Source organism: Paenibacillus sp. 1001270B_150601_E10, from assembly GCF_015558675.1.
Taxonomy (GTDB): domain Bacteria; phylum Bacillota; class Bacilli; order Paenibacillales; family Paenibacillaceae; genus Paenibacillus_B.
Genome location: NZ_JADMOL010000006.1, coordinates 83,441 through 102,527, shown reverse-complemented (window position 1 = coordinate 102,527; position 19,087 = coordinate 83,441). Strand labels below are relative to the sequence as shown.

The 19,087-nt window shown below is 44.3% G+C and carries 14 protein-coding genes; 13 read left to right on the top strand and 1 reads right to left on the bottom strand.

Features of this window, described 5'->3' with window-relative positions; genetic code table 11:
• Position 1: 1 nt before the first annotated feature.
• The 8 genes from I2H74_RS15070 (at position 2) to I2H74_RS15030 (ending at position 10,372) form a co-directional block, all read left to right on the top strand.
• Complete coding sequence (locus tag I2H74_RS15070; RefSeq protein WP_195575050.1) at positions 2-880, top strand: carbohydrate ABC transporter permease; 879 nt, start codon at positions 2-4, stop codon at positions 878-880.
• 20 nt (positions 881-900) lie between these two features.
• Positions 901-2,061 carry an efflux RND transporter periplasmic adaptor subunit gene (locus I2H74_RS15065; protein WP_195575047.1) on the top strand — a complete coding sequence of 387 codons (1,161 nt, stop codon included), beginning with the start codon at positions 901-903 and terminating at the stop codon, positions 2,059-2,061.
• A gap of 51 nt (positions 2,062-2,112) precedes the next feature.
• Positions 2,113-3,438 carry an ABC transporter substrate-binding protein gene (locus I2H74_RS15060; RefSeq protein WP_195575045.1) on the top strand — a complete coding sequence of 442 codons (1,326 nt, stop codon included), beginning with the start codon at positions 2,113-2,115 and terminating at the stop codon, positions 3,436-3,438.
• Between the two features lie 586 nt (positions 3,439-4,024).
• Complete coding sequence (locus I2H74_RS15050; protein ID WP_195575252.1) at positions 4,025-5,071, top strand: oxidoreductase; 1,047 nt, start codon at positions 4,025-4,027, stop codon at positions 5,069-5,071.
• A 562-nt stretch (positions 5,072-5,633) separates the two neighbouring features.
• Positions 5,634-7,301, top strand: a complete 1,668-nt coding sequence (locus I2H74_RS15045; protein ID WP_195575039.1) for a DUF6138 family protein — start codon at positions 5,634-5,636, stop codon at positions 7,299-7,301.
• A 221-nt stretch (positions 7,302-7,522) separates the two neighbouring features.
• The gene (locus tag I2H74_RS15040; protein WP_195575037.1) at positions 7,523-8,506 is read left to right on the top strand and encodes an alpha/beta fold hydrolase; all 984 of its coding nucleotides are present in this window, start codon (positions 7,523-7,525) and stop codon (positions 8,504-8,506) included.
• Between the two features lie 281 nt (positions 8,507-8,787).
• Positions 8,788-9,522: a hypothetical protein gene (locus I2H74_RS15035; protein WP_229106709.1), complete on the top strand. Its 735-nt coding sequence runs from the start codon at positions 8,788-8,790 to the stop codon at positions 9,520-9,522.
• A gap of 292 nt (positions 9,523-9,814) precedes the next feature.
• Positions 9,815-10,372 carry a pyridoxamine 5'-phosphate oxidase family protein gene (locus I2H74_RS15030; protein ID WP_195575031.1) on the top strand — a complete coding sequence of 186 codons (558 nt, stop codon included), beginning with the start codon at positions 9,815-9,817 and terminating at the stop codon, positions 10,370-10,372.
• 126 nt (positions 10,373-10,498) lie between these two features.
• Here I2H74_RS15030 and I2H74_RS15025 read toward each other — a convergent pair whose 3' ends face one another.
• Entirely contained in the window at positions 10,499-11,929 is a 1,431-nt protein-coding gene (locus I2H74_RS15025) for a PLP-dependent aminotransferase family protein (RefSeq protein ID WP_195575028.1), read from the bottom strand.
• Between the two features lie 380 nt (positions 11,930-12,309).
• On the opposite strand from I2H74_RS15025, the gene I2H74_RS15020 reads away from it, so the two are divergent.
• From I2H74_RS15020 to I2H74_RS15000, 5 genes are all read left to right on the top strand, one after another.
• The gene (locus I2H74_RS15020; protein ID WP_195575026.1) at positions 12,310-13,257 is read left to right on the top strand and encodes a carbohydrate ABC transporter permease; all 948 of its coding nucleotides are present in this window, start codon (positions 12,310-12,312) and stop codon (positions 13,255-13,257) included.
• A 17-nt stretch (positions 13,258-13,274) separates the two neighbouring features.
• Positions 13,275-14,111 (top strand): carbohydrate ABC transporter permease, encoded by an 837-nt coding sequence (locus tag I2H74_RS15015; RefSeq protein ID WP_195575023.1) that lies wholly within the window; start codon positions 13,275-13,277, stop codon positions 14,109-14,111.
• Between the two features lie 180 nt (positions 14,112-14,291).
• Positions 14,292-15,668, top strand: coding sequence for an ABC transporter substrate-binding protein (locus tag I2H74_RS15010; RefSeq protein ID WP_195575018.1), 1,377 nt, complete (start codon positions 14,292-14,294; stop codon positions 15,666-15,668).
• Positions 15,669-15,957: 289 nt separating this feature from the next.
• Positions 15,958-17,454 (top strand): alpha-L-fucosidase, encoded by a 1,497-nt coding sequence (locus I2H74_RS15005; RefSeq protein ID WP_195575021.1) that lies wholly within the window; start codon positions 15,958-15,960, stop codon positions 17,452-17,454.
• Between the two features lie 245 nt (positions 17,455-17,699).
• Positions 17,700-19,076, top strand: a complete 1,377-nt coding sequence (locus I2H74_RS15000; RefSeq protein ID WP_195575018.1) for an ABC transporter substrate-binding protein — start codon at positions 17,700-17,702, stop codon at positions 19,074-19,076.
• Positions 19,077-19,087 lie beyond the last annotated feature (11 nt).

Sequence of the window (19,087 nt, the reverse complement as noted above, 5' to 3'; positions counted from 1 at the left end):
AATGAGGTACTGGGGTTTCATTCGGAACCTATCAGCCACGCTGGTGATGGCATGTATCGGGCTCATGATGCTTTTCCCAATTGTGATTACATTCACAAATTCACTCATGACAGAGCGTGAAATTCGCGGCAATTACGAACTGGTGGGTAAAATGCCAGTTGCTACGCAAGGGGAGCCTGCTGCATTCGTGAATCTGAAGCTTATCCCGGATTGGCTGTCCTTCGAGCAGTACGGGAACGTATTGCTCGAGACGCCGACGTATTTGTTCATGTTATGGAATTCCGTCGCGATGGTCGTGGCGATCATATCAGGACAGACGGTTGTAAGCGCGCTGGCAGCGTACGCTTTTGCTAAGCTCCGGTTCAAGGGGAGAGAGGGTTGGTTTCGGGTTTACTTGATGACGATGCTTATGCCTTTTCAAGTGACCTTGGTTCCGAATTATATTATTGCTGACAAGTTGGAATTGATGAACACGGCTAGCGCGATTATTTTGCCGGGGATATTCGCAGCCTTCGGTGTGTTCATGCTAAGACAATTTATGCTATCGATTCCGTATGCGCTGGTTGAAGCGGCTCAGATGGATGGCGCTGGTCATTACCGTATTTTCTATCAGATTATGCTGCCTTTGATGAAGCCGGGGATTGCGGCACTGATCGTCTTGCTGTTCGTCGATTATTGGAACATGGTCGAGCAGCCGTTGATTTTTTTGGAGGATGCATTCAAGCAGCCACTATCACTCTATTTATCTAGAATTCATAAGGAAGCTCAGGGCATCGGCTTTGCAGCGTCGATGATCTATATGACGCCAATGGTTCTTCTGTTTTTATATGCGGAGTCTTCTTTTATCGAAGGGATTCAAAAGTCAGGGCTCAAAGGGTAGCTCATGAGAGGAGAGATAGGATGGCTACAGGGTTCACAGAAGCGCTGGATGCAAGAAAAAAACGAAAAATAGTGTGGCTCTCCAGACTGTTCTTCGGCTTGCTCCTTCTCCTTACCCTATCTAGCAATACATTGCTAACGTTAAATCTGCCGAAGGTGCGAACAGAACAAGGAAGGGAAGGGGCGTTAGTAACCACGTGGCGTGGTACGGCTCGGCTGATGCCTCGACAGCATATTGAATTATCGAACAAGGCGGAATGGTCAATCAAGAAGGTTCATGTAAAAGAGGGGGATCGCGTCGCTAAGGGGCAGACGTTAATCACCTATGAGAATCCTGCTGCTGTTCAGGAAATATTGGATGTGCAGGCGGGTCTTGCAGGACAGAAGCTATCGTTAGCTGACTTGCAGGATGATTATATTGAAGCTATTCAAAATTACGACGAGATGCAGGTGCGCCGCACGAAGCGGGAGTTAGAACGTGCGCAATTAGCAATTGGCGTTCAGGAGCGAAAATTGAGCACCATGAAGTCGGAAGAGAATGATCGCAGAAGCATCATCGCGCCCTTTGATGGTGTTGTGACACAAGTGCATGCGACGCCGCAGCTGCCTTCGGGGAGCGGTGGACCAGATATCCGTGTAGCGAATAGCCAGCAAGGGTATCAATTTGAAATGGTCATCCCGGATGCCTTCGGTCGGAAATTGCGTACCGGGGAGAATATGCACGTGCAAATCGACCACGAGGAGAAAAGTATTCCGGTTGAAGGGATCATTATCGACATTCGACCGATAACAGGCGTTGATGGAGGGGCTTTCCGCCAAGAGGGAGCGGAAGAGAGTGTATCACAGCCGACCTCCGGTCAGCGGGTCATTGTAAAGGTTCAACATCCAAATGTTCAAGCGAATGAACGCGTAAGCGTGGAACTGACACAATCGGAGAAGTTCGATGGAGGCATGCTTGTATCAAACCAGGCGATTCGTCAGGAAGGGAAGAACAGCTATGTGCTTGTTATCGAAGTACGTTCAGGCCCGCTGGGCAATACCTTTATTGCACGCAAGGCCCCCGTCCGATTAGGGGGGACGAATGGTCAAGAAACGCTGGTGCTGCAAGGGATACATGTGAAAGACCAGATTATTGTTGAGAGCAGTGAGCCATTAGCAAATGGTCAACGTGTAAGGGTCTAATGCGCTTGGACGCGCATCGATCTCATGAAGAATGGTGAGGAGAGATTCAGGATGAAAAAAAGCAGTGTGTGCAGTCTGATTGTGGCAATAGCGATAACGACAACATTGGCAGCTTGTGCAGGCAAACAGGCTGATGAGAAGCAAGAAGGGCAGCAGGGACAGGAGGGAAAAAAAGTCGTTGTTTTATCCGTAGTCCAAGCGGATCCTGTGTATGCTCAAGCTGAGAAGCTGTATGAAGCGAAGCATCCCGATGTGGATATTCACATCAAGGAATACAGCCAAGGGGAAGGCTCCAATCAAGAAGGAGTTGTCGAGAAATATGTGAACACCACCAATACAGAGCTATTGTCCGGTGAAGGGGCCGATTTGATTGCCTTGGATGTGAGCGGGCTGCCGATTGGGAGATACGTAGAGAAGCAAGCGCTGGTGAACTTGAGCGAGCTGATGAAGCAGGATCCTGCCTTTGATTCCAATTCGTATGAGATGAACATCCTGGATGGGTCCAAGATGAATGGGGGGCTTTATTCGCTGCCTCTGCGTTTTTTCTTGGACACTCTTATGGGCGATGCAAAGGCAATTCAGCAATCCGGCGAAACATTCGATGACAGCACATGGACATGGGGAGAGTTTACGGCAGTAGGCAAACGTTTGGCAGCGTCTGGCGGGCACACGTATTCGATGGGGAATATGCCGCCCGAGAGGATGTTGAACATTCTGTTCGCCGATAACTATACTCGCGTTGTCAACGAGGAGCAGCGCCCTGCCAGCTTCGATGCTAATGCATTCGTGGGATTGATGGAGCAAGTGAAGACAATGTATGCGGATAAGGTAGTAACAGATGCGGAGGTGAACGCAGGAGATTATTTTTTTGCACCTACTTTGATCATATCGCCTGAAGATTATTTCACAGGGCCAGGGATGTTCTATGAGCAAGGGAAGATCTATCGCAAGCCGCTCGCAGCTGGGCAGCAGGCCGGAGGCACCTTCGTGACGCATAAGGAATTAGGGATCAATCGGAACTCGAATGTGCAGGCGGAAGCATGGGAATTCCTGAAGTTCTTGTTGTCTGAGGAAATACAGACCACACCTGGACTGCAAGGGTTCTCTGTCAATAAAATGGTAAATGAGAAGACGTTAAAGGAGCTTGAGGACAAGGGTGCTGTCGAAACGCCAACAGGCTCCGAGATTCCGATTAAGAAGGCAGATATCGACATGATCAAGCAGATGCTGGCCCATGCGGCCACGCCGCAAAAAAATGACTCGAAGATTCTATCCATCATCGAAGAGGAAGCAAAGGCTTACTATAGCGGTCAAAAATCGGCACAAGCGATTGCGGATTTGATCGCAAACCGTGTGACGACCTATTTAAATGAATAGACGCAAAAGGGGGGGAAGTCGCAAATGCGGAGAAGCAGGGATGGAATCAGGATGAAAAAATGGTTGCCGATCTTTTTGATCACAGTAGCAGCCAGCATTTCGGCCTGCGGATTTCCAGACAATGAATAGAAGAACGCTAGTGAGAGCAAAAGGGTCTCATTGACTGTGCAGCAGGAGCAGGAGCAAGAGCGAGAAGAACAAGATAATCACAAGACGGAGACGGAAACTGCTGAACAGGTAGGATTAAAGTATCCTCGAATTTGATGTCACTCAAGCTCCCGAAGGAACTAGAGCTGAAAACGAATGAAACCGCGGACTCGAATGTTGTCTATACGGACAGCCATAAGAAAGTAAAGCTCGAGATGCGGCATGATATAGAGCAACTCGTGACCGATTTTCTGAAATCGATGGAGTACGATTGAAGATGAAGTCGATTTTCAAACAACGATTCAGCTGTAGCATAAAGGAGCTGCATAAACTACAAGCTGCAAAGACAATGAAACTTATAATCTTCATATTCGATTTTAAAATTAATATAATGAATAGATACGATGCTTTACTAGCCCATGAGAAAGCGAGGAAACCAATGAAAACGATAAATGTCGGCATTGTAGGCTATGGATTATCGGGCGAGATTTTTCACGCTCCACTTGTTCAATCCGCTGCGGGAATGGATATTCTTAAGGTAGTCTCCAGTGATCCTCTTAAAGTGAGAAGAAAATTTCCAGATATGGAGGTAGTATCATCTATCGAAGAGCTGTTATTGGATGAAAGAATTGATCTAGTCGTCATTACGACTCCTAATTCTACACATTACTCTTTTGCCAAACAGTGCTTGCTTGCTGGGAAACACGTTGTCGTGGAAAAACCATTCGTTATTCATACTGAAGAAGCAAAAGATCTGATCGATACAGCTAACGAACAGAACAAACTGCTGAGCGTTTTTCACAATAGGAGATGGGATAACGATTTTCAAACAGTGAGGCATTGTATCGAATCCGGCGCTTTGGGAGACATTTATTTGTACGAAGCGCATTTTGACCGGTATCGGCCAGAAGTAAAAGATAGATGGAGAGAACAAATTGGACCAGGGGCCGGTATGCTTTATGATTTAGGAGCGCACCTAATCGATCAGGCTTTGTATCTATTTGGAAGCCCAATAAATGTGTATGGTGATGTGTTCGCACAAAGAGTGGGAGCCTCGGTGGATGATTATTTTCATATCATCTTAAACTATGGAAAAATGCGAGTCATTCTGCACAGTGGTTCAATGGTTAGAAATCCCGGCCCAAAATTTCAAGTTCACGGCAGTAAAGGGAGTTTTATTAAATATGGTCTAGACTCACAAGAAGATTCTCTTCGTCAAGGCAAAGTTCCGGGAAGTCCGGGTTGGGGAAAAGACCCTGAAGAGTGGTATGGTGAGTTGACGACTGAAGTTGGAGAAGAACAATGGACAACAAAAAAAATAGAAACGATACCGGGTTCCTATGAAAATTTCTATCAGGGCATTTATCATTCGATAATCAATAATGCTCCATTGCCTGTGAACGCAATCGAAGCGATGAATACGATTAAGGTTATTGAATTGGCCAAGAAAAGTAGTTTGGAGCAAAAAACGATCTTATTTGAATAAAAGAGAAACACTATAATTTAGCGATATTCAAAAAAAGTCGCTGATGATAGTATAACTCATTATGCATGTCGGAAGACAAGAAAGAACATAGCGGCATGTAATAACCATGAAACAGCAGCTTTTACTTGATGTCATCAAATTCCTGTCACTTTCATTTGACAAGAAGTTGATGACTTTTCCACCCCCTTACATATATTTCCTTGTAGAACAATTCCACCTGTCTTATAGTGTACTTTAAGCATATACTGCTCATTGCAAAACTCCCGAAAGGTTCGGATATTTCTGGCCCAAGAACTTATACTGAAGCTACGATAAAAGCAGATGGTATGGGAGGATCTCATAGTCTCTACTTAGGTGAGGTTGTGTTAATGTCATGACCGCTGTATTCAAATACTAATTAATATTTAGACCATCTCCTAGGGGATGGTCTTATGTACGTAACGGTACAGCAATGAGGCCAGTGAAAGACATGTCTCAGAGTGGTTACAAGCGGTTTAAGGTGTATTCAAATTAGAATGAATCTGGAGATAAGTCGATGAAAGATGTGGAAGGGTGGGGGAAGATGAACACATTGCAAGAAGAAGCGCTAGAAGAGATGAGAACGGCGATTCATAAATGGTTTGAGGAACAGGAAAAACGAATTGACGCTGAGGAATTGGGCAAACGGACCACGCTGCAAATAGGCATCTTTAATGATGTCAAGCTGGATTATCGGCCGGGCAGGACTAGGGTTGATAGTTCGAAATCTACAGGGAGTGCTGCAGGCAAAAAGTCGATGAAAGTTTCACCCTTTACGCGGGAGCAGGTATTGCATGAGGTTCAGCCCGTGCTTGCGGATTTCGTAAGGGAGAGGCTGGACAAGCTAGTAACGTCGCCGTTGATCGACTACCGGTTTAGCTTTCAAGGAGCCTTCGCAACGATGGACGGGCTAGTGGAATTAACAGTACTGGAAACGGTATATGAAGAGAAAAAGCGGCAGCTTCTGGAGCGAATTCAGTCCTATATTGAGAACATACTGGAGAAGGGCTCTAATCCGACAAAGCGGTTGGAAACTTTCTTTTTGGCGCGCCATCTATTGGACCCGCATTTGTTTCCCGAACCGGACGCCTCAAGGACGATTGCTTTATTTGACCGGATTCAGAAGTTGAATAAAGAACAGGTTGAGGCTCTTGCAGAGCATCGAAGAGATATCATTCGGGCTTTGACCCACTGGGCCGAGAATGTCTACTTGCCACGCTATTTCAATATCACCCGCAACGATTACAGGGCCAATGAATATGAAATCAAGCCGGATGCGGTTCTGGAAAACAAGGATGAGCCGAATCATCCTATTGATCTTTTGTTGTATGGTGCCGTAATGATTATTCGTTATGAGCCGAACTTCAGCAAATTTAGGGGACAAACTTTTCTGGAGCTGGCCCAGCAGCTTGGTAGCGGCAAGGCCACACGCATGTTGAAGGAGGGCAGCGACAGCTTCTCGCACGACGAGGTTCATATGCGTCATGAGTTGGTTGAATGCAAGGCTAACGATGTTTTTTCCCTCTTCACAATCGTTATTCGCAAGGAAGAAGCCGAGGCGTATGAGCGGGCAATTGCGTTTATTCTCTCCCTGCTCCGAAAGGGCTTCCCGAAAAGCTATAAAATCAAGTTGAAATCCAGCGTAAGAGAATATTTGCCTATCAGAGGACTTGCCAAATCGGATACGCATCGTTTTTTTGCAAATGCGTTGGCTTATTCCGAGCTGCATCCTTTAGTGGAGGAATACGCTCGTGAGGCGATGGTAGAATTTGAATGGTATGAAGATGGAGAAGATGAAAAAAGCGTCATGCCGGGCAGTTATGCTGTGTTCGGGCTAGGGCTTTCGTCCGAGCAGTATTTTCCGCTTGTTGAGGCTTACATGGACCTTGTGGATGATGAGCATCAGCTGGTGCATGACAAGTTCACGGCCGTTTTTGCCGACACCTATGGCATTACGGAACGTTCGACTTCAACCTTGATCGCCTGCCTGCTGCGCTCCCACGATTCGCTGAAGCTGAAAATTCAACCGGAGCTGGAAAACCAAGATAAGCTGTCACTATTCGTGAAGCATATCGAGACTCTGTCGGAAGAGGAAGCCGAGCGAGTACTGTACCCGATCTGGAGGGAAAAGCTGGCTGCATTGGCTCGCAAGGCGCAGGAACCACGCAAGGAACTCCTGCTTCGTCTGTTAAAGGCGGCGGGTCAAGCCTGACGGAATGAAAGTACCGTTTTTTTTGATAAGCCGGACGTCTATTTAAAGTCGCTATTATAGCGGCTTTTTTGTTTGAAGGAACCAAGTTCTTATCCTGAATGTCTAAAACTTTATTCATGCTCCGTTCATATTGCATTCATTGAGAGGATATCTTGGTGGGCTAGACTTGCATTAGTGAACCGCAAGGTCAATGTACAGATAACAAGAAGGAGCTGAAAAGTTTGACACAACTTGCAGGAAAGGAAATAAGGAATCGTACAAAAACAAAGAGAGTACTACATATTTTGCTTAAAGTAATCGTTGCAGTAGTTATCGCTATCCTCCTTTTTATCGCCACCGTGTATACCGTAAATAAAATCAGCAGTTATGCAGAACAAAAAAGAATGGAACCATACGGTCAGCATGTAACTGTAGATGGAAAACAGATGAATGTGTTTATTCAAGGGCAAGGTAAAGAAATCATTGTGATTCTTCCTGGTTATGGAACAGCAGCACCTGCACTTGATTTTGAGCCACTTCTATCAGAGTTGATCCCTTATTATAAAGTCGTAGTGGTTGAACCTTTTGGTTACGGTTTGAGCGATCAAACAAAGAAGGAGCGCAGTACAGCAAATATCGTAAGTGAAATTCATGAAGCGTTACAAAGTCTCCAGATAGATCGTTATATCCTCATGGCTCATTCCATTTCGGGGCTCTATAGTCTGGATTATGTGAACCAATATCCAAATGAAGTGAGTGCGTTTATCGGGCTGGATAGCAGCGTTCCGTCACTGAGCGAACAGAAGATTGATTCGTCAGACACAGAACCGGTTAAATGGTTCCGCAACTTGGGCTTCGCCCGTTTACAATTGAAAATGAGTACGGACGCTTATGATGGACTGCCCTATGATGAACAAACCAAAGAACAATTGAACATGTTGATACGCAAGAACATGTATAACAACACTCAATTAAATGAGGCGGTGAACATGTATTCCAACTTTAAAGCAGCAGAACAACTAACTTTTCCTCGCCAATTACCTGTCCTTTTCTTCGTCCATGCGAATCACCCTGTGACGGACCAATGGATTCCTGAACATGAGAAACAAATAGAGGAGTCTGTACATGGAGAAATGGTCTTATTGGACGCTGGACATTATTTATATCGTTCCCATCCAAAAGAAATCTCTGAGAAAATAAGGGATTTTACGGGCGAAATAAAATAATTAATTAGCGGCTTTTTCAACTAGGAATGAAAGAAGCATCGCGATTAAGGAAAAATCTTCTTGTCTATTTTTAAAATAAATCTTGGTAAGGTATAGAATAGAGGTGATGAATGGTTATGATTAAAAAATACTGTTTGTTCTGCGATGAACTGATCCCCACTAAACCGGAAGGCGATTACGATAGATATATCGGCTGTTCCTGTGCACCTGGCGGGTCGTATAGACTACTGAGAGACAGTTACGAATCTATTAATTCGTTACCATTTCAAAAGAAGCGCAATATGCTTCATTTAGTATCGGCTTATATCCGGGAGCGAAATGATTGTGGTGAAGAAGTTATTCTATCAGCTGACGATCTAGATACGATTGTAAATTCTCCGAATATTCCTGTAACCATAGAAGATAAAAGCAACCGTCTTCTGCAGCATTTGTATAGACATTCTGAAGGCTTAGGGGAAGCCGTTGTCATTCAACCACTTTCGAGCAACTATAACCTGACGTATTCTCCCAACCTGCAAGAGCTGGTATATATCATTGAAAAGCTAAGAAGCGAACAGTTCATCATTCGAGAAGGAATGAACTTTCAGCTTACGGAAAAAGGATGGAGCGAAGCAGCCGCAAGCGCCGGAGGACAACCATTAAAGCCATGCTCCGTTCTCATCGCGAATGAAGGAGTTTTGTGCACGGAGTGGCAAGAAAGGCTGCTGCCTAATATCGAGCAGTTCGGTTATCTGCCACGCTTGCTAACACATACAACACATACGAAGCCGCAGAATCTTGAAACGTATTCCTTGGAACTTATAGCGGACAGTAAATTGATTATTGCGGATTTAACCAGTCAATCCCCTGAGGTGTACTTTACAGCGGGATACGCGCTTGGTTTGAACATACCGGTGGTATGGACCGTGAACAGCAGTGATGCCGAGTTACTTCCTGTAAAAATAAAAGAGCTTCGTCCAATTGTTTGGGATACCGTTGAAGAACTGCTCGTAATTCTTCAGCAAAGGATAAGTTAAATTAACTCATTTATCGCCGCGTAGATCGCGGCTTTTTATGTTGTTAACAAAGCCTAACCGTGAAGTCCACAAGCGACCAGATTCACCACGCCGATTAGATACGATGTTACCGCTAGAAATTATGGATTGTTTAGATTGCTGAATTATGGATATTAACTCACAATCCATTAATTGTTACACTTTCATGAAGACACCTACCTTGCAACAGAATGGGTTCAGACAAATCAATCATTTCAACATCTTCGCTGCAAGTGTAAAATTGCAAAATTTTTCTATCATGGAGGATTGAACAATGGATACGGTTCGTTATAAAACGAGGGAATGCCTGGATCAAGAGAAAATCAATCAATTTCTTAATACGGCAAGGATTGGACATCTTGGATTAGCCGATGGCAATCGTCCCTACGTTATACCGCTTAATTATGTTTGGCTGGATGACAGGCTATATTTCCACGGGGCAGGGGATGGTCGACGCAATAAGGTGATCGCAGAAAATCCTGAGATTTGTTTTACGGTATGTGAAGAATATGGCACCATTACAAACCCGGTACCTGCAAAGACGGATACAGCTTATATGAGCGTGATGGTTTTTGGAAAAGCGGAACCCGTTACAGATCTGGATGAAGCAACCTTTATGCTTCAGAAACTGATGGATAAATATGTTCCAGGCTACTATAACCGTCCTTTATCCAAACACCATGTCGACAAATATCGCTCAGCTGTATTTGGCGGACCGGTTAAGGTGTACCGTGTTATTCCATATCATGTGACAGCAAAAGAAAGTCCAGTCGAAGCTGACAACATGTACAGCCCGGGTATGAAAGTCCCAATCAAGCCATCCAATTCATAAAACATGAAACCCGCAAAAAGGAGTCTATGAATAGTAGACTCCTTTCTCTGTTGCTTTTGACATGACGTAGGGATGCTAAGCCTATGGGAGCTAGAACTTCCGAACAAAATTCACACTTATGCAGCACTATAAAAGAATGCCTGCTAGACGATGGATGCCTTCTTCAATGGCTGCTTCATCTACTTTAGCAAAACCCAGTACCCAACCTTTTCGATCGCTTTCCATACAATATACGCTAAGTGGATAAACACGAATTCCATGTTCGAGCGCTAATCTCGTCGCAGCATCTTCGTCAAATGATTGATTCGCCTCAAGAAGCATATGCAACCCCGTCTCTACACCGCTTAGCGTAAAATGTTCACTTAGACCTGTTGCGATTATGGCCTTCGTCATAGCTTCGTGTCTGCGTCGATATACATTTCGCACTCGTCTCATATGGCGCATGAAATGACCGTGTTCAATAAAATGAGTTAGCGTTAATTGCTCCATAATTGGAAGATGACGATAGGTTAATTCATGGACTTGGGCAATTTGACGAATGGCCTCTTGAGGACCGATAATTGCCGATATCCGAATACCAGGAGCAACCATTTTGGAGAAACTCATCATATATAACGTATTCTGAGGTTGCTGGCTGAACAAGGTTGGAAGCGGGTCACCGCGATACCGGAATTCACTGTCATAATCATCCTCGACAATCCATAAGCGCTGTTCAGAAGCCAAGTGTAACAATTGTTGCCTCCGTGGCTCCGACATAATAACGCCAATCGCACACTGGTGCGATGGAGTAACATACACAAGTTTGGAATGAGGGGGAATGCAGTCTACGCATAGCCCATACTCGTCAACTGGAACGGAGACCACTTGCATACGTCGATACTTCATCGCCATCCACGCAGCGGGAAACCCAGGATCTTCAACCGAAACGATCTCTCCTTCATGTAAGAGGGCTTGGGCGATTAGATCGATGCTATGCTGTGCGCCTGAGGTTAATATGATTTGATCGACATTCACATGTACGCCTCGTTCAAGGGACAAAAAACGTTGTATTTGTTCCCGCAGCGGGAGAAATCCATAGGCGTTGCCGTAAGCCCAACTGTCCAAGTCTGCTTCTGTGGAGGCCTGTAAAAAGGAACGCCTCCAATTCTTTTGAAAATGCTCGTCTAAATAAGGCTCATGAGGACTGAAATCGATCTCTATTTTTCGATTTTCTTTTTCTCCGAACCAGCTATGCAAATGGCCGATTGCAGCGTTTAATACAGGCAATTCGGGTGGAACCGGCCCCTGTGCCGCAGCAGCCTCTGACGGACGAGGCGCATATGTCCATTCACTGACTCTTGTCCCGCCGCGACGAGAGGTTACGGTGTACCCGCGGCTGAATAACTCCTCGTAAACAATCTGTATAGTTGAACGAGAAACGCCAATCAGTAAGGCGAGTTCACGGGATGGGAGCAGCAATTCGCCTGGTTTCCACTTTCCGGTTGTAATATTATGAATCGCTTGGTCTAGAAGTTGCTGCCATATGGGGCGATCGTCATTTCGGTTCACTTTTAACATTCATTTATCTCCCATATTTCTACGAATTATGGATTGCTATGAATGATAGATTATGGATACTAACTCTCAATCCATTGATTGAAATACTATCATGACTATAATCAGAAAGGAAGTAAATGTTCATGACGTCAGATCCAAAATAGACGAAACAAAAAATGGTCGCGAGCAAATAAGCCAACATGGTAAGGGTATTACCTGCAATCATTCCTGCTGCTGCATATTTCTTTTTCTGTAACATGGGAGTTGAACAATCAAGCGCATTTATGTCACCGTCAAAGGTCAAAATTTTACCCGCACAAGGTCATAATCCATCCTTTGTTCTGCCTTGTCTGAGACTTATGATGAAGTCAACAAAACTACAAGTTGAGGTGACATCATAAATGGAGGACACAACTTCAAGTTATCAGCTCCCGAAGAAGCAGGCGGGGCATGTAAAAAAGAAATTTTGGACACCACGGAGGAAGGAAGCGCTAGTCGGTTGGCTGTTTCTAGCGCCAGAAATTGTGGGCATGTTGCTGCTTAATGTATTTGCTCTTGGGTTTTCGCTGTACCTAAGCTTTACATCGTGGGATTTATTATCAGGAATATCAGGCATTAAATTTGCCGGTTTGCAAAACTACATTAAATTATTTCAAGATCCGACAATATGGAAGGCATTGAGCAACAACCTCATGTATACGGTATTTACCGTGCCAGTGCCGATAGCGATAGCACTTGTGCTATCAGTCATTATTCATAGTAAAGTGTACTTTAAAGATTACTTCAAAGTCGTATTTTTCATACCGTACATTTCTTCGATTATCGCTATAGCAGCAGTGTGGAGCATTCTATTCCACCCTTCGTTAGGCCCTATCAATCAAGTGCTTATGGATCTTGGCATATCGAATCCTCCGAAATGGCTCGTTGATCCAAATACTTCACTGATTTCGGTTGCCATTATTAGTGCGTGGGCAGGGCTTGGTTATACCATTATTATCTACATGGCAGGATTGTCCAATATTTCCGAAGAGTTATATGAAGCGGCAGAAATTGACGGCGCGACGGGGATGAATAAGTTTTTCAAGATCACGATCCCGCTGCTCCGACCAACGACATTTTTCTTGCTCATTACGATGCTAATTGGTTCATTTAAAGTGTTTGATATTATTTCGTACTTAACTGAAGGCGGACCTGATAATTCATCAACCGTAATTGTATTCCGCATTTACGAGGAAGGTTTTGTCAACTACAATATGGGCTATGCCTCGGCGATATCTTGGCTGTTATTTGCGATTATCGGTTTGATTACAGCGGCAACATGGAAGATGCGTAAAGAAGAATCATTTTAATGGAAAGGGAGAGTACGATGCTGAATATACGTAATAAGATTTCTAAAATTATCGCTACAGCGTTTATGGGGATAGTATCCATTATATTCATCTTTCCATTATTATGGATGGTTTCGGCGGCATTTAAATTTGAAAAGGATGTTATGCGCTTTCCGATTGAATGGATTCCGAGTTCAATTAACGTGGTTAACAATTTCAAGGCAGTTTGGATGAAAAATGTCCCGTTTGCTGATATTTATCTTAATTCTATTAAAGTATCGATTATTGTGACTATACTATCGCTAATTATATCAACGATGGCAGCCTATTCATTTACGAAACTGAATTTTCGTGGACGCAACCTTGTGTTCACCTTGCTGTTGGCATTAATGATTATTCCTGATCAAGCGACGCTCATTCCGCGCTTTATGCTTATTCGTTGGATGGGACTTTATGATACCCATGCAGCGATAATACTAATGAGTATGTTCTCAATTTACTTTACCTTTTTGCTGCGGCAATTTATGTCTGGTGTGAGCAACGAGTATTTGGAAGCTGCTAGAATAGACGGAGCAGGACATATTCGTACTTTCACTTCGATTATGCTTCCGCTCTGTCGTCCAGTGATAGCGACAGTGGCGATTATTAAGTTCATCTGGTCATGGAATGACTATCAAAATCCGTTGATATTCTTACAATCGAAAGAATTGTATACCATTCCGCTCGGCATGACATTGTTTAGAGATGATTACACGACCAACGATGCGATTATGATGATGGCAGCCGTATCAGCGATCATTCCTTTATTGATTGTGTTTATTATCTTGCAGAAACAAGTTATTGACGGGATTGCCCTAGGCGGTGTGAAAGGTTAAGCAATACGGATCAAGATAATTCCGTAGATATCTTAAGCGTCTTCTAAAAGGTCAAAATCGTTATCGCACAAGCACAAAATTATACACGCAAGCAAATTGCAAGCGATATATACTGTCTGTAAGCGCTAACAATAGACTTAAAACAGACCATACTATAGTGAACTAAGGGGGCAACTGCACATGGCAAGTAAAAGAAAACGCTATTTTCTTATTTCCACCTGCATCCTACTAGCATTCATGATGTTTACAACCGCTTGTGGAAACAAAGCTGCTGACGAATCAGCACCGTCGACAGGTGCTGGGACAAAGGAAGAAGTGACGATCAAGTACTATAACTGGGACAATGAGGCTCAAGAAGGGGCTACAGATGCAATGCTGCGTGAGTTTGAAGCGGCTAACCCTGGTATTAAAGTTGAGCATGTCGTGCTCGTTCCAGGTAATTCTTTAGAAATGTTAAAGAAACTAGACTTCCTTATCTCCTCAGGAGATGAAGTTGACGTTGTTCAATTACCAAGTTCATCCGCAGTTATTGAAAGAGCGGCTCGCGGCGCATTTACACCACTTAATGAATTCTATGATAAAGAAGGTTTGAAAGCGGAAGAAGAGTATTATGCTAACCCGCAAGTAGACGGAAAATATTACGGGATGCAATATACTGCTGGTTATACTTATGTTCTGCTTAATAAGGATGCTTTGGATGAAGCTGGGCTCTCTGTTCCTAAGTTTGGCTGGACATGGGACGACTATCGTGAATATGCGAAGAAGCTAACGAAAGGCGAGGGCGTAGACAAGCGCTACGGAACATACTTCCACACATGGGAGTTGTATATGAACGGTCCAGCGCAAACGGTGATGAAAGATCCGTTCCGCTATGAGGACGGCAGCACCATTTTCGCTGACCCTACCTACCCATACTTCTTCCAACTGCGAAAAGACATGGAGAGTGTAGATAAGTCAGCGAAACCATATGCAGATGTACTGGCATCTAAGCTTAACTATCGCAGTGAATTCTTCAACGGCGATGCGGCGATGGTGATGTCTGGAAGCTTCACGATTCCTGATGCAGGGAATCTTGAGCAGTACCCGCATGATTTTGTGACTGCTTTCGCACCCGTTCCTTTGCCTCCGCAGAATGCTTTGCCTAAAGAATATGAGGATGGTAAATACTTTGTTGGCGGTGGACACTTGGCAATGGGCTCAACATCGAAGCACAAGGAAGAGGCGTATAAGCTGATGCGCTTCATGTCTACAGCAGATTCAACCAATAGACAAGAATTTTCCGGTTGGAAGAAAGCAGATCAAACCGCACTGTTGGAGCGCTTGATCGGTGAAAACACAGATAAGTACGATGTAGAGTCATTAAAGTACACGCTATTTGGCGATGACATTCAGTATTTGGATGCTTCCAAGGTGATTACGCTTTCGACTTCTGATTTAACAAAAATTATCGGCGACGGCTTCAGCAAATTTATGCTTAGCAACGAGCCAATTGACAAGGTACAAGCATGGATGGTTGATGAAGCAACGAAAATTATTAATGAAAAAGAGAACAAGTAACGCTTAGTAAACAACGAATGGAGTGGCAATCAAAACTCTATCGAGGCGTCTCTCAAAGAGGCTTGGGCAGCTAGCAATGTGCATCCAAATAAACAATCGAAAGCCAAGGTCTGATTATAAGGATCTTGGCTTTCGATATTTAGGTCAAAATACTGCATGTTAATAACAAAATATTGCGTTTCTCCACATATTATGAATCTGTATGATTAACTAAGTTCGGTTCTTGGCTATAAATGCGTATTATATCTTTCACGATGTAGCTTATAGAAAATAAGATGGGGGCTCTTCAATGGCTATTAACAGCAGCGGAGTTATCAGTACAGAGCAAGTTAAAGCGGCGGCGTTAGTGAGACCGACGGAACGGCAAATGATGATTCAGGAGATGGAGTTTTACGCGTTTGTACACTTTACAATAAATACGTTTACAGATCAAGAATGGGGTAGTGGACAGGAATTGCCGAGTATTTTTAATCCAACGCGGTTGGATGCGAAGCAGTGGGTGCGCGCTTGTAAGGCAGCTGGGATGAAGGGGCTGATCTTGACTTGTAAGCACCATGATGGATTTTGTCTATGGCCTAGCAAGTACACGGAGCATTCGGTGAAGAATAGTCCATGGAAGGATGGTAAGGGAGATGTCGTGCGTGAAGTGGCAGATGCCTGCCGCGAGGGTGGATTGAGATTTGGCATATATTTATCGCCGTGGGATCGACACGAGTCTTGTTACGGAGATTCACCTGCTTACAATCATTATTTTAAAAATCAATTGCGCGAATTACTAACTGGGTACGGGGATATCTTCAGTGTATGGTTTGATGGTGCTTGTGGTGAAGGGCCTAATGGCAAGAGGCAGAAGTATGATTGGAACAGCTATTATGCACTCATTCGTGAATTGCAGCCAGAGGCGTGTATCTCGGTTTGCGGGCCGGATGTGCGCTGGTGTGGCAATGAGGCGGGGCATTGTAGAAAGTCGGAGTGGAGCGTAGTACCAGCATCGCTGCAGGACAAGGAGAGAATTCAGGAAAATTCACAGCAGGAAGATAATGATGAATTCGCTAAGCGCTTCACTTCAGAAGACGAAGACTTGGGGAGCCGTGACACGATCGCCAATGTATCGGAGCTTGCTTGGTATCCAGCGGAAGTGGATACGTCGATTCGCCCAGGATGGTTTTATCATGCGAGTCAGGATAATCAGGTCAAATCATTGGATGAGCTGCGCAACATGTACTATGGTTCGGTTGGAGGAAATGCAATGCTTCTACTTAATATTCCTGCAGATACGAACGGTCTATTTCACAATAACGATGTGCAGCGCTTAGAAGAGTTGGGGACTTGGATTCGAAATACGTTTAAGACGAATTTGGCGTGTGGTGCATCCGCTGCGGCTAATGAAGCAATGGCTGGGCATGAAGTGGCGAATGTATTGGATGGCGATCGAGATACATTTTGGGCTCCTGAGGAAGGTACAGAAGTGGCGAGTATCATTGTAGACTTAGGAATGAAGCAAACGTTCGACCATATCGTACTTCAGGAATATCGTTATACGCAGAGAATCGAAAGTTTCAGCTTGGAGTATTGGCAATCCGATCATGCTGATACGACAGAAGAAAGTACAGATTCAGGCACAGGGGAGTGGCAGCCCATTCTGAATGGTACGATTATCGGTCATAAGCGAATTTGTCATTTTCCAGCCATCCATAGCAGCCGCTTGCGTCTTAAGATCACTGGCTCACGCTGGTGGCCAAACTTGTCCACATTCCAAGTGTACAATAGTCAGAGTCAGGATTAGCCATAGTAAGCTAATATAATAGCCAGCCGCGGATTTGTATTTTGATTGATCGTGGCTGGTTATTTTTTATGAATCCATATGGATCCTGAACAGTGAAAAGTTCATTTTCTAAAAGGTCAAAATCGTTATCGCACAAGCACAAAATTATACACGCAAGCAAATTGCAAGCGATATATACTGTCTGTAAGCGCTAACAATAGACTTAAAACAGACCATACTATAGTGAACTAAGGGGGCAACTGCACATGGCAAGTAAAAGAAAACGCTATTTTCTTATTTCCACCTGCATCCTACTAGCATTCATGATGTTTACAACCGCTTGTGGAAACAAAGCTGCTGACGAATCAGCACCGTCGACAGGTGCTGGGACAAAGGAAGAAGTGACGATCAAGTACTATAACTGGGACAATGAGGCTCAAGAAGGGGCTACAGATGCAATGCTGCGTGAGTTTGAAGCGGCTAACCCTGGTATTAAAGTTGAGCATGTCGTGCTCGTTCCAGGTAATTCTTTAGAAATGTTAAAGAAACTAGACTTCCTTATCTCCTCAGGAGATGAAGTTGACGTTGTTCAATTACCAAGTTCATCCGCAGTTATTGAAAGAGCGGCTCGCGGCGCATTTACACCACTTAATGAATTCTATGATAAAGAAGGTTTGAAAGCGGAAGAAGAGTATTATGCTAACCCGCAAGTAGACGGAAAATATTACGGGATGCAATATACTGCTGGTTATACTTATGTTCTGCTTAATAAGGATGCTTTGGATGAAGCTGGGCTCTCTGTTCCTAAGTTTGGCTGGACATGGGACGACTATCGTGAATATGCGAAGAAGCTAACGAAAGGCGAGGGCGTAGACAAGCGCTACGGAACATACTTCCACACATGGGAGTTGTATATGAACGGTCCAGCGCAAACGGTGATGAAAGATCCGTTCCGCTATGAGGACGGCAGCACCATTTTCGCTGACCCTACCTACCCATACTTCTTCCAACTGCGAAAAGACATGGAGAGTGTAGATAAGTCAGCGAAACCATATGCAGATGTACTGGCATCTAAGCTTAACTATCGCAGTGAATTCTTCAACGGCGATGCGGCGATGGTGATGTCTGGAAGCTTCACGATTCCTGATGCAGGGAATCTTGAGCAGTACCCGCATGATTTTGTGACTGCTTTCGCGCCCGTTCCTTTGCCTCCGCAGAATGCTTTGCCTAAAGAATATGAGGATGGTAAATACTTTGTTGGCGGTGGACACTTGGCAATGGGCTCAACATCGAAGCACAAGGAAGAGGCGTATAAGCTGATGCGCTTCATGTCTACAGCAGATTCAACCAATAGACAAGAATTTTCCGGTTGGAAGAAAGCAGATCAAACCGCACTGTTGGAGCGCTTGATCGGTGAAAACACAGATAAGTACGATGTAGAGTCATTAAAGTACACGCTATTTGGCGATGACATTCAGTATTTGGATGCTTCCAAGGTGATTACGCTTTCAACTTCTGATTTAACAAAAATTATCGGCGACGGCTTCAGCAAATTTATGCTTAGCAACGAGCCAATTGACAAGGTACAAGCATGGATGGTTGATGAAGCAACGAAAATTATTAATGAAAAAGAGAACAAGTAACGCTTAGTAAG

Coding starts and splice junctions, on each gene's coding strand:
- I2H74_RS15070 (WP_195575050.1), top strand. CDS start 2: ATGAGGTACTGGGGTTTCATTCGGAACCTATCAGCCACGCTGGTGATG.
- I2H74_RS15065 (WP_195575047.1), top strand. CDS start 901: ATGGCTACAGGGTTCACAGAAGCGCTGGATGCAAGAAAAAAACGAAAA.
- I2H74_RS15060 (WP_195575045.1), top strand. CDS start 2,113: ATGAAAAAAAGCAGTGTGTGCAGTCTGATTGTGGCAATAGCGATAACG.
- I2H74_RS15050 (WP_195575252.1), top strand. CDS start 4,025: ATGAAAACGATAAATGTCGGCATTGTAGGCTATGGATTATCGGGCGAG.
- I2H74_RS15045 (WP_195575039.1), top strand. CDS start 5,634: ATGAACACATTGCAAGAAGAAGCGCTAGAAGAGATGAGAACGGCGATT.
- I2H74_RS15035 (WP_229106709.1), top strand. CDS start 8,788: ATGCTTCATTTAGTATCGGCTTATATCCGGGAGCGAAATGATTGTGGT.
- I2H74_RS15030 (WP_195575031.1), top strand. CDS start 9,815: ATGGATACGGTTCGTTATAAAACGAGGGAATGCCTGGATCAAGAGAAA.
- I2H74_RS15025 (WP_195575028.1), bottom strand. CDS start 11,929: ATGTTAAAAGTGAACCGAAATGACGATCGCCCCATATGGCAGCAACTT.
- I2H74_RS15020 (WP_195575026.1), top strand. CDS start 12,310: ATGGAGGACACAACTTCAAGTTATCAGCTCCCGAAGAAGCAGGCGGGG.
- I2H74_RS15015 (WP_195575023.1), top strand. CDS start 13,275: ATGCTGAATATACGTAATAAGATTTCTAAAATTATCGCTACAGCGTTT.
- I2H74_RS15010 (WP_195575018.1), top strand. CDS start 14,292: ATGGCAAGTAAAAGAAAACGCTATTTTCTTATTTCCACCTGCATCCTA.
- I2H74_RS15005 (WP_195575021.1), top strand. CDS start 15,958: ATGGCTATTAACAGCAGCGGAGTTATCAGTACAGAGCAAGTTAAAGCG.
- I2H74_RS15000 (WP_195575018.1), top strand. CDS start 17,700: ATGGCAAGTAAAAGAAAACGCTATTTTCTTATTTCCACCTGCATCCTA.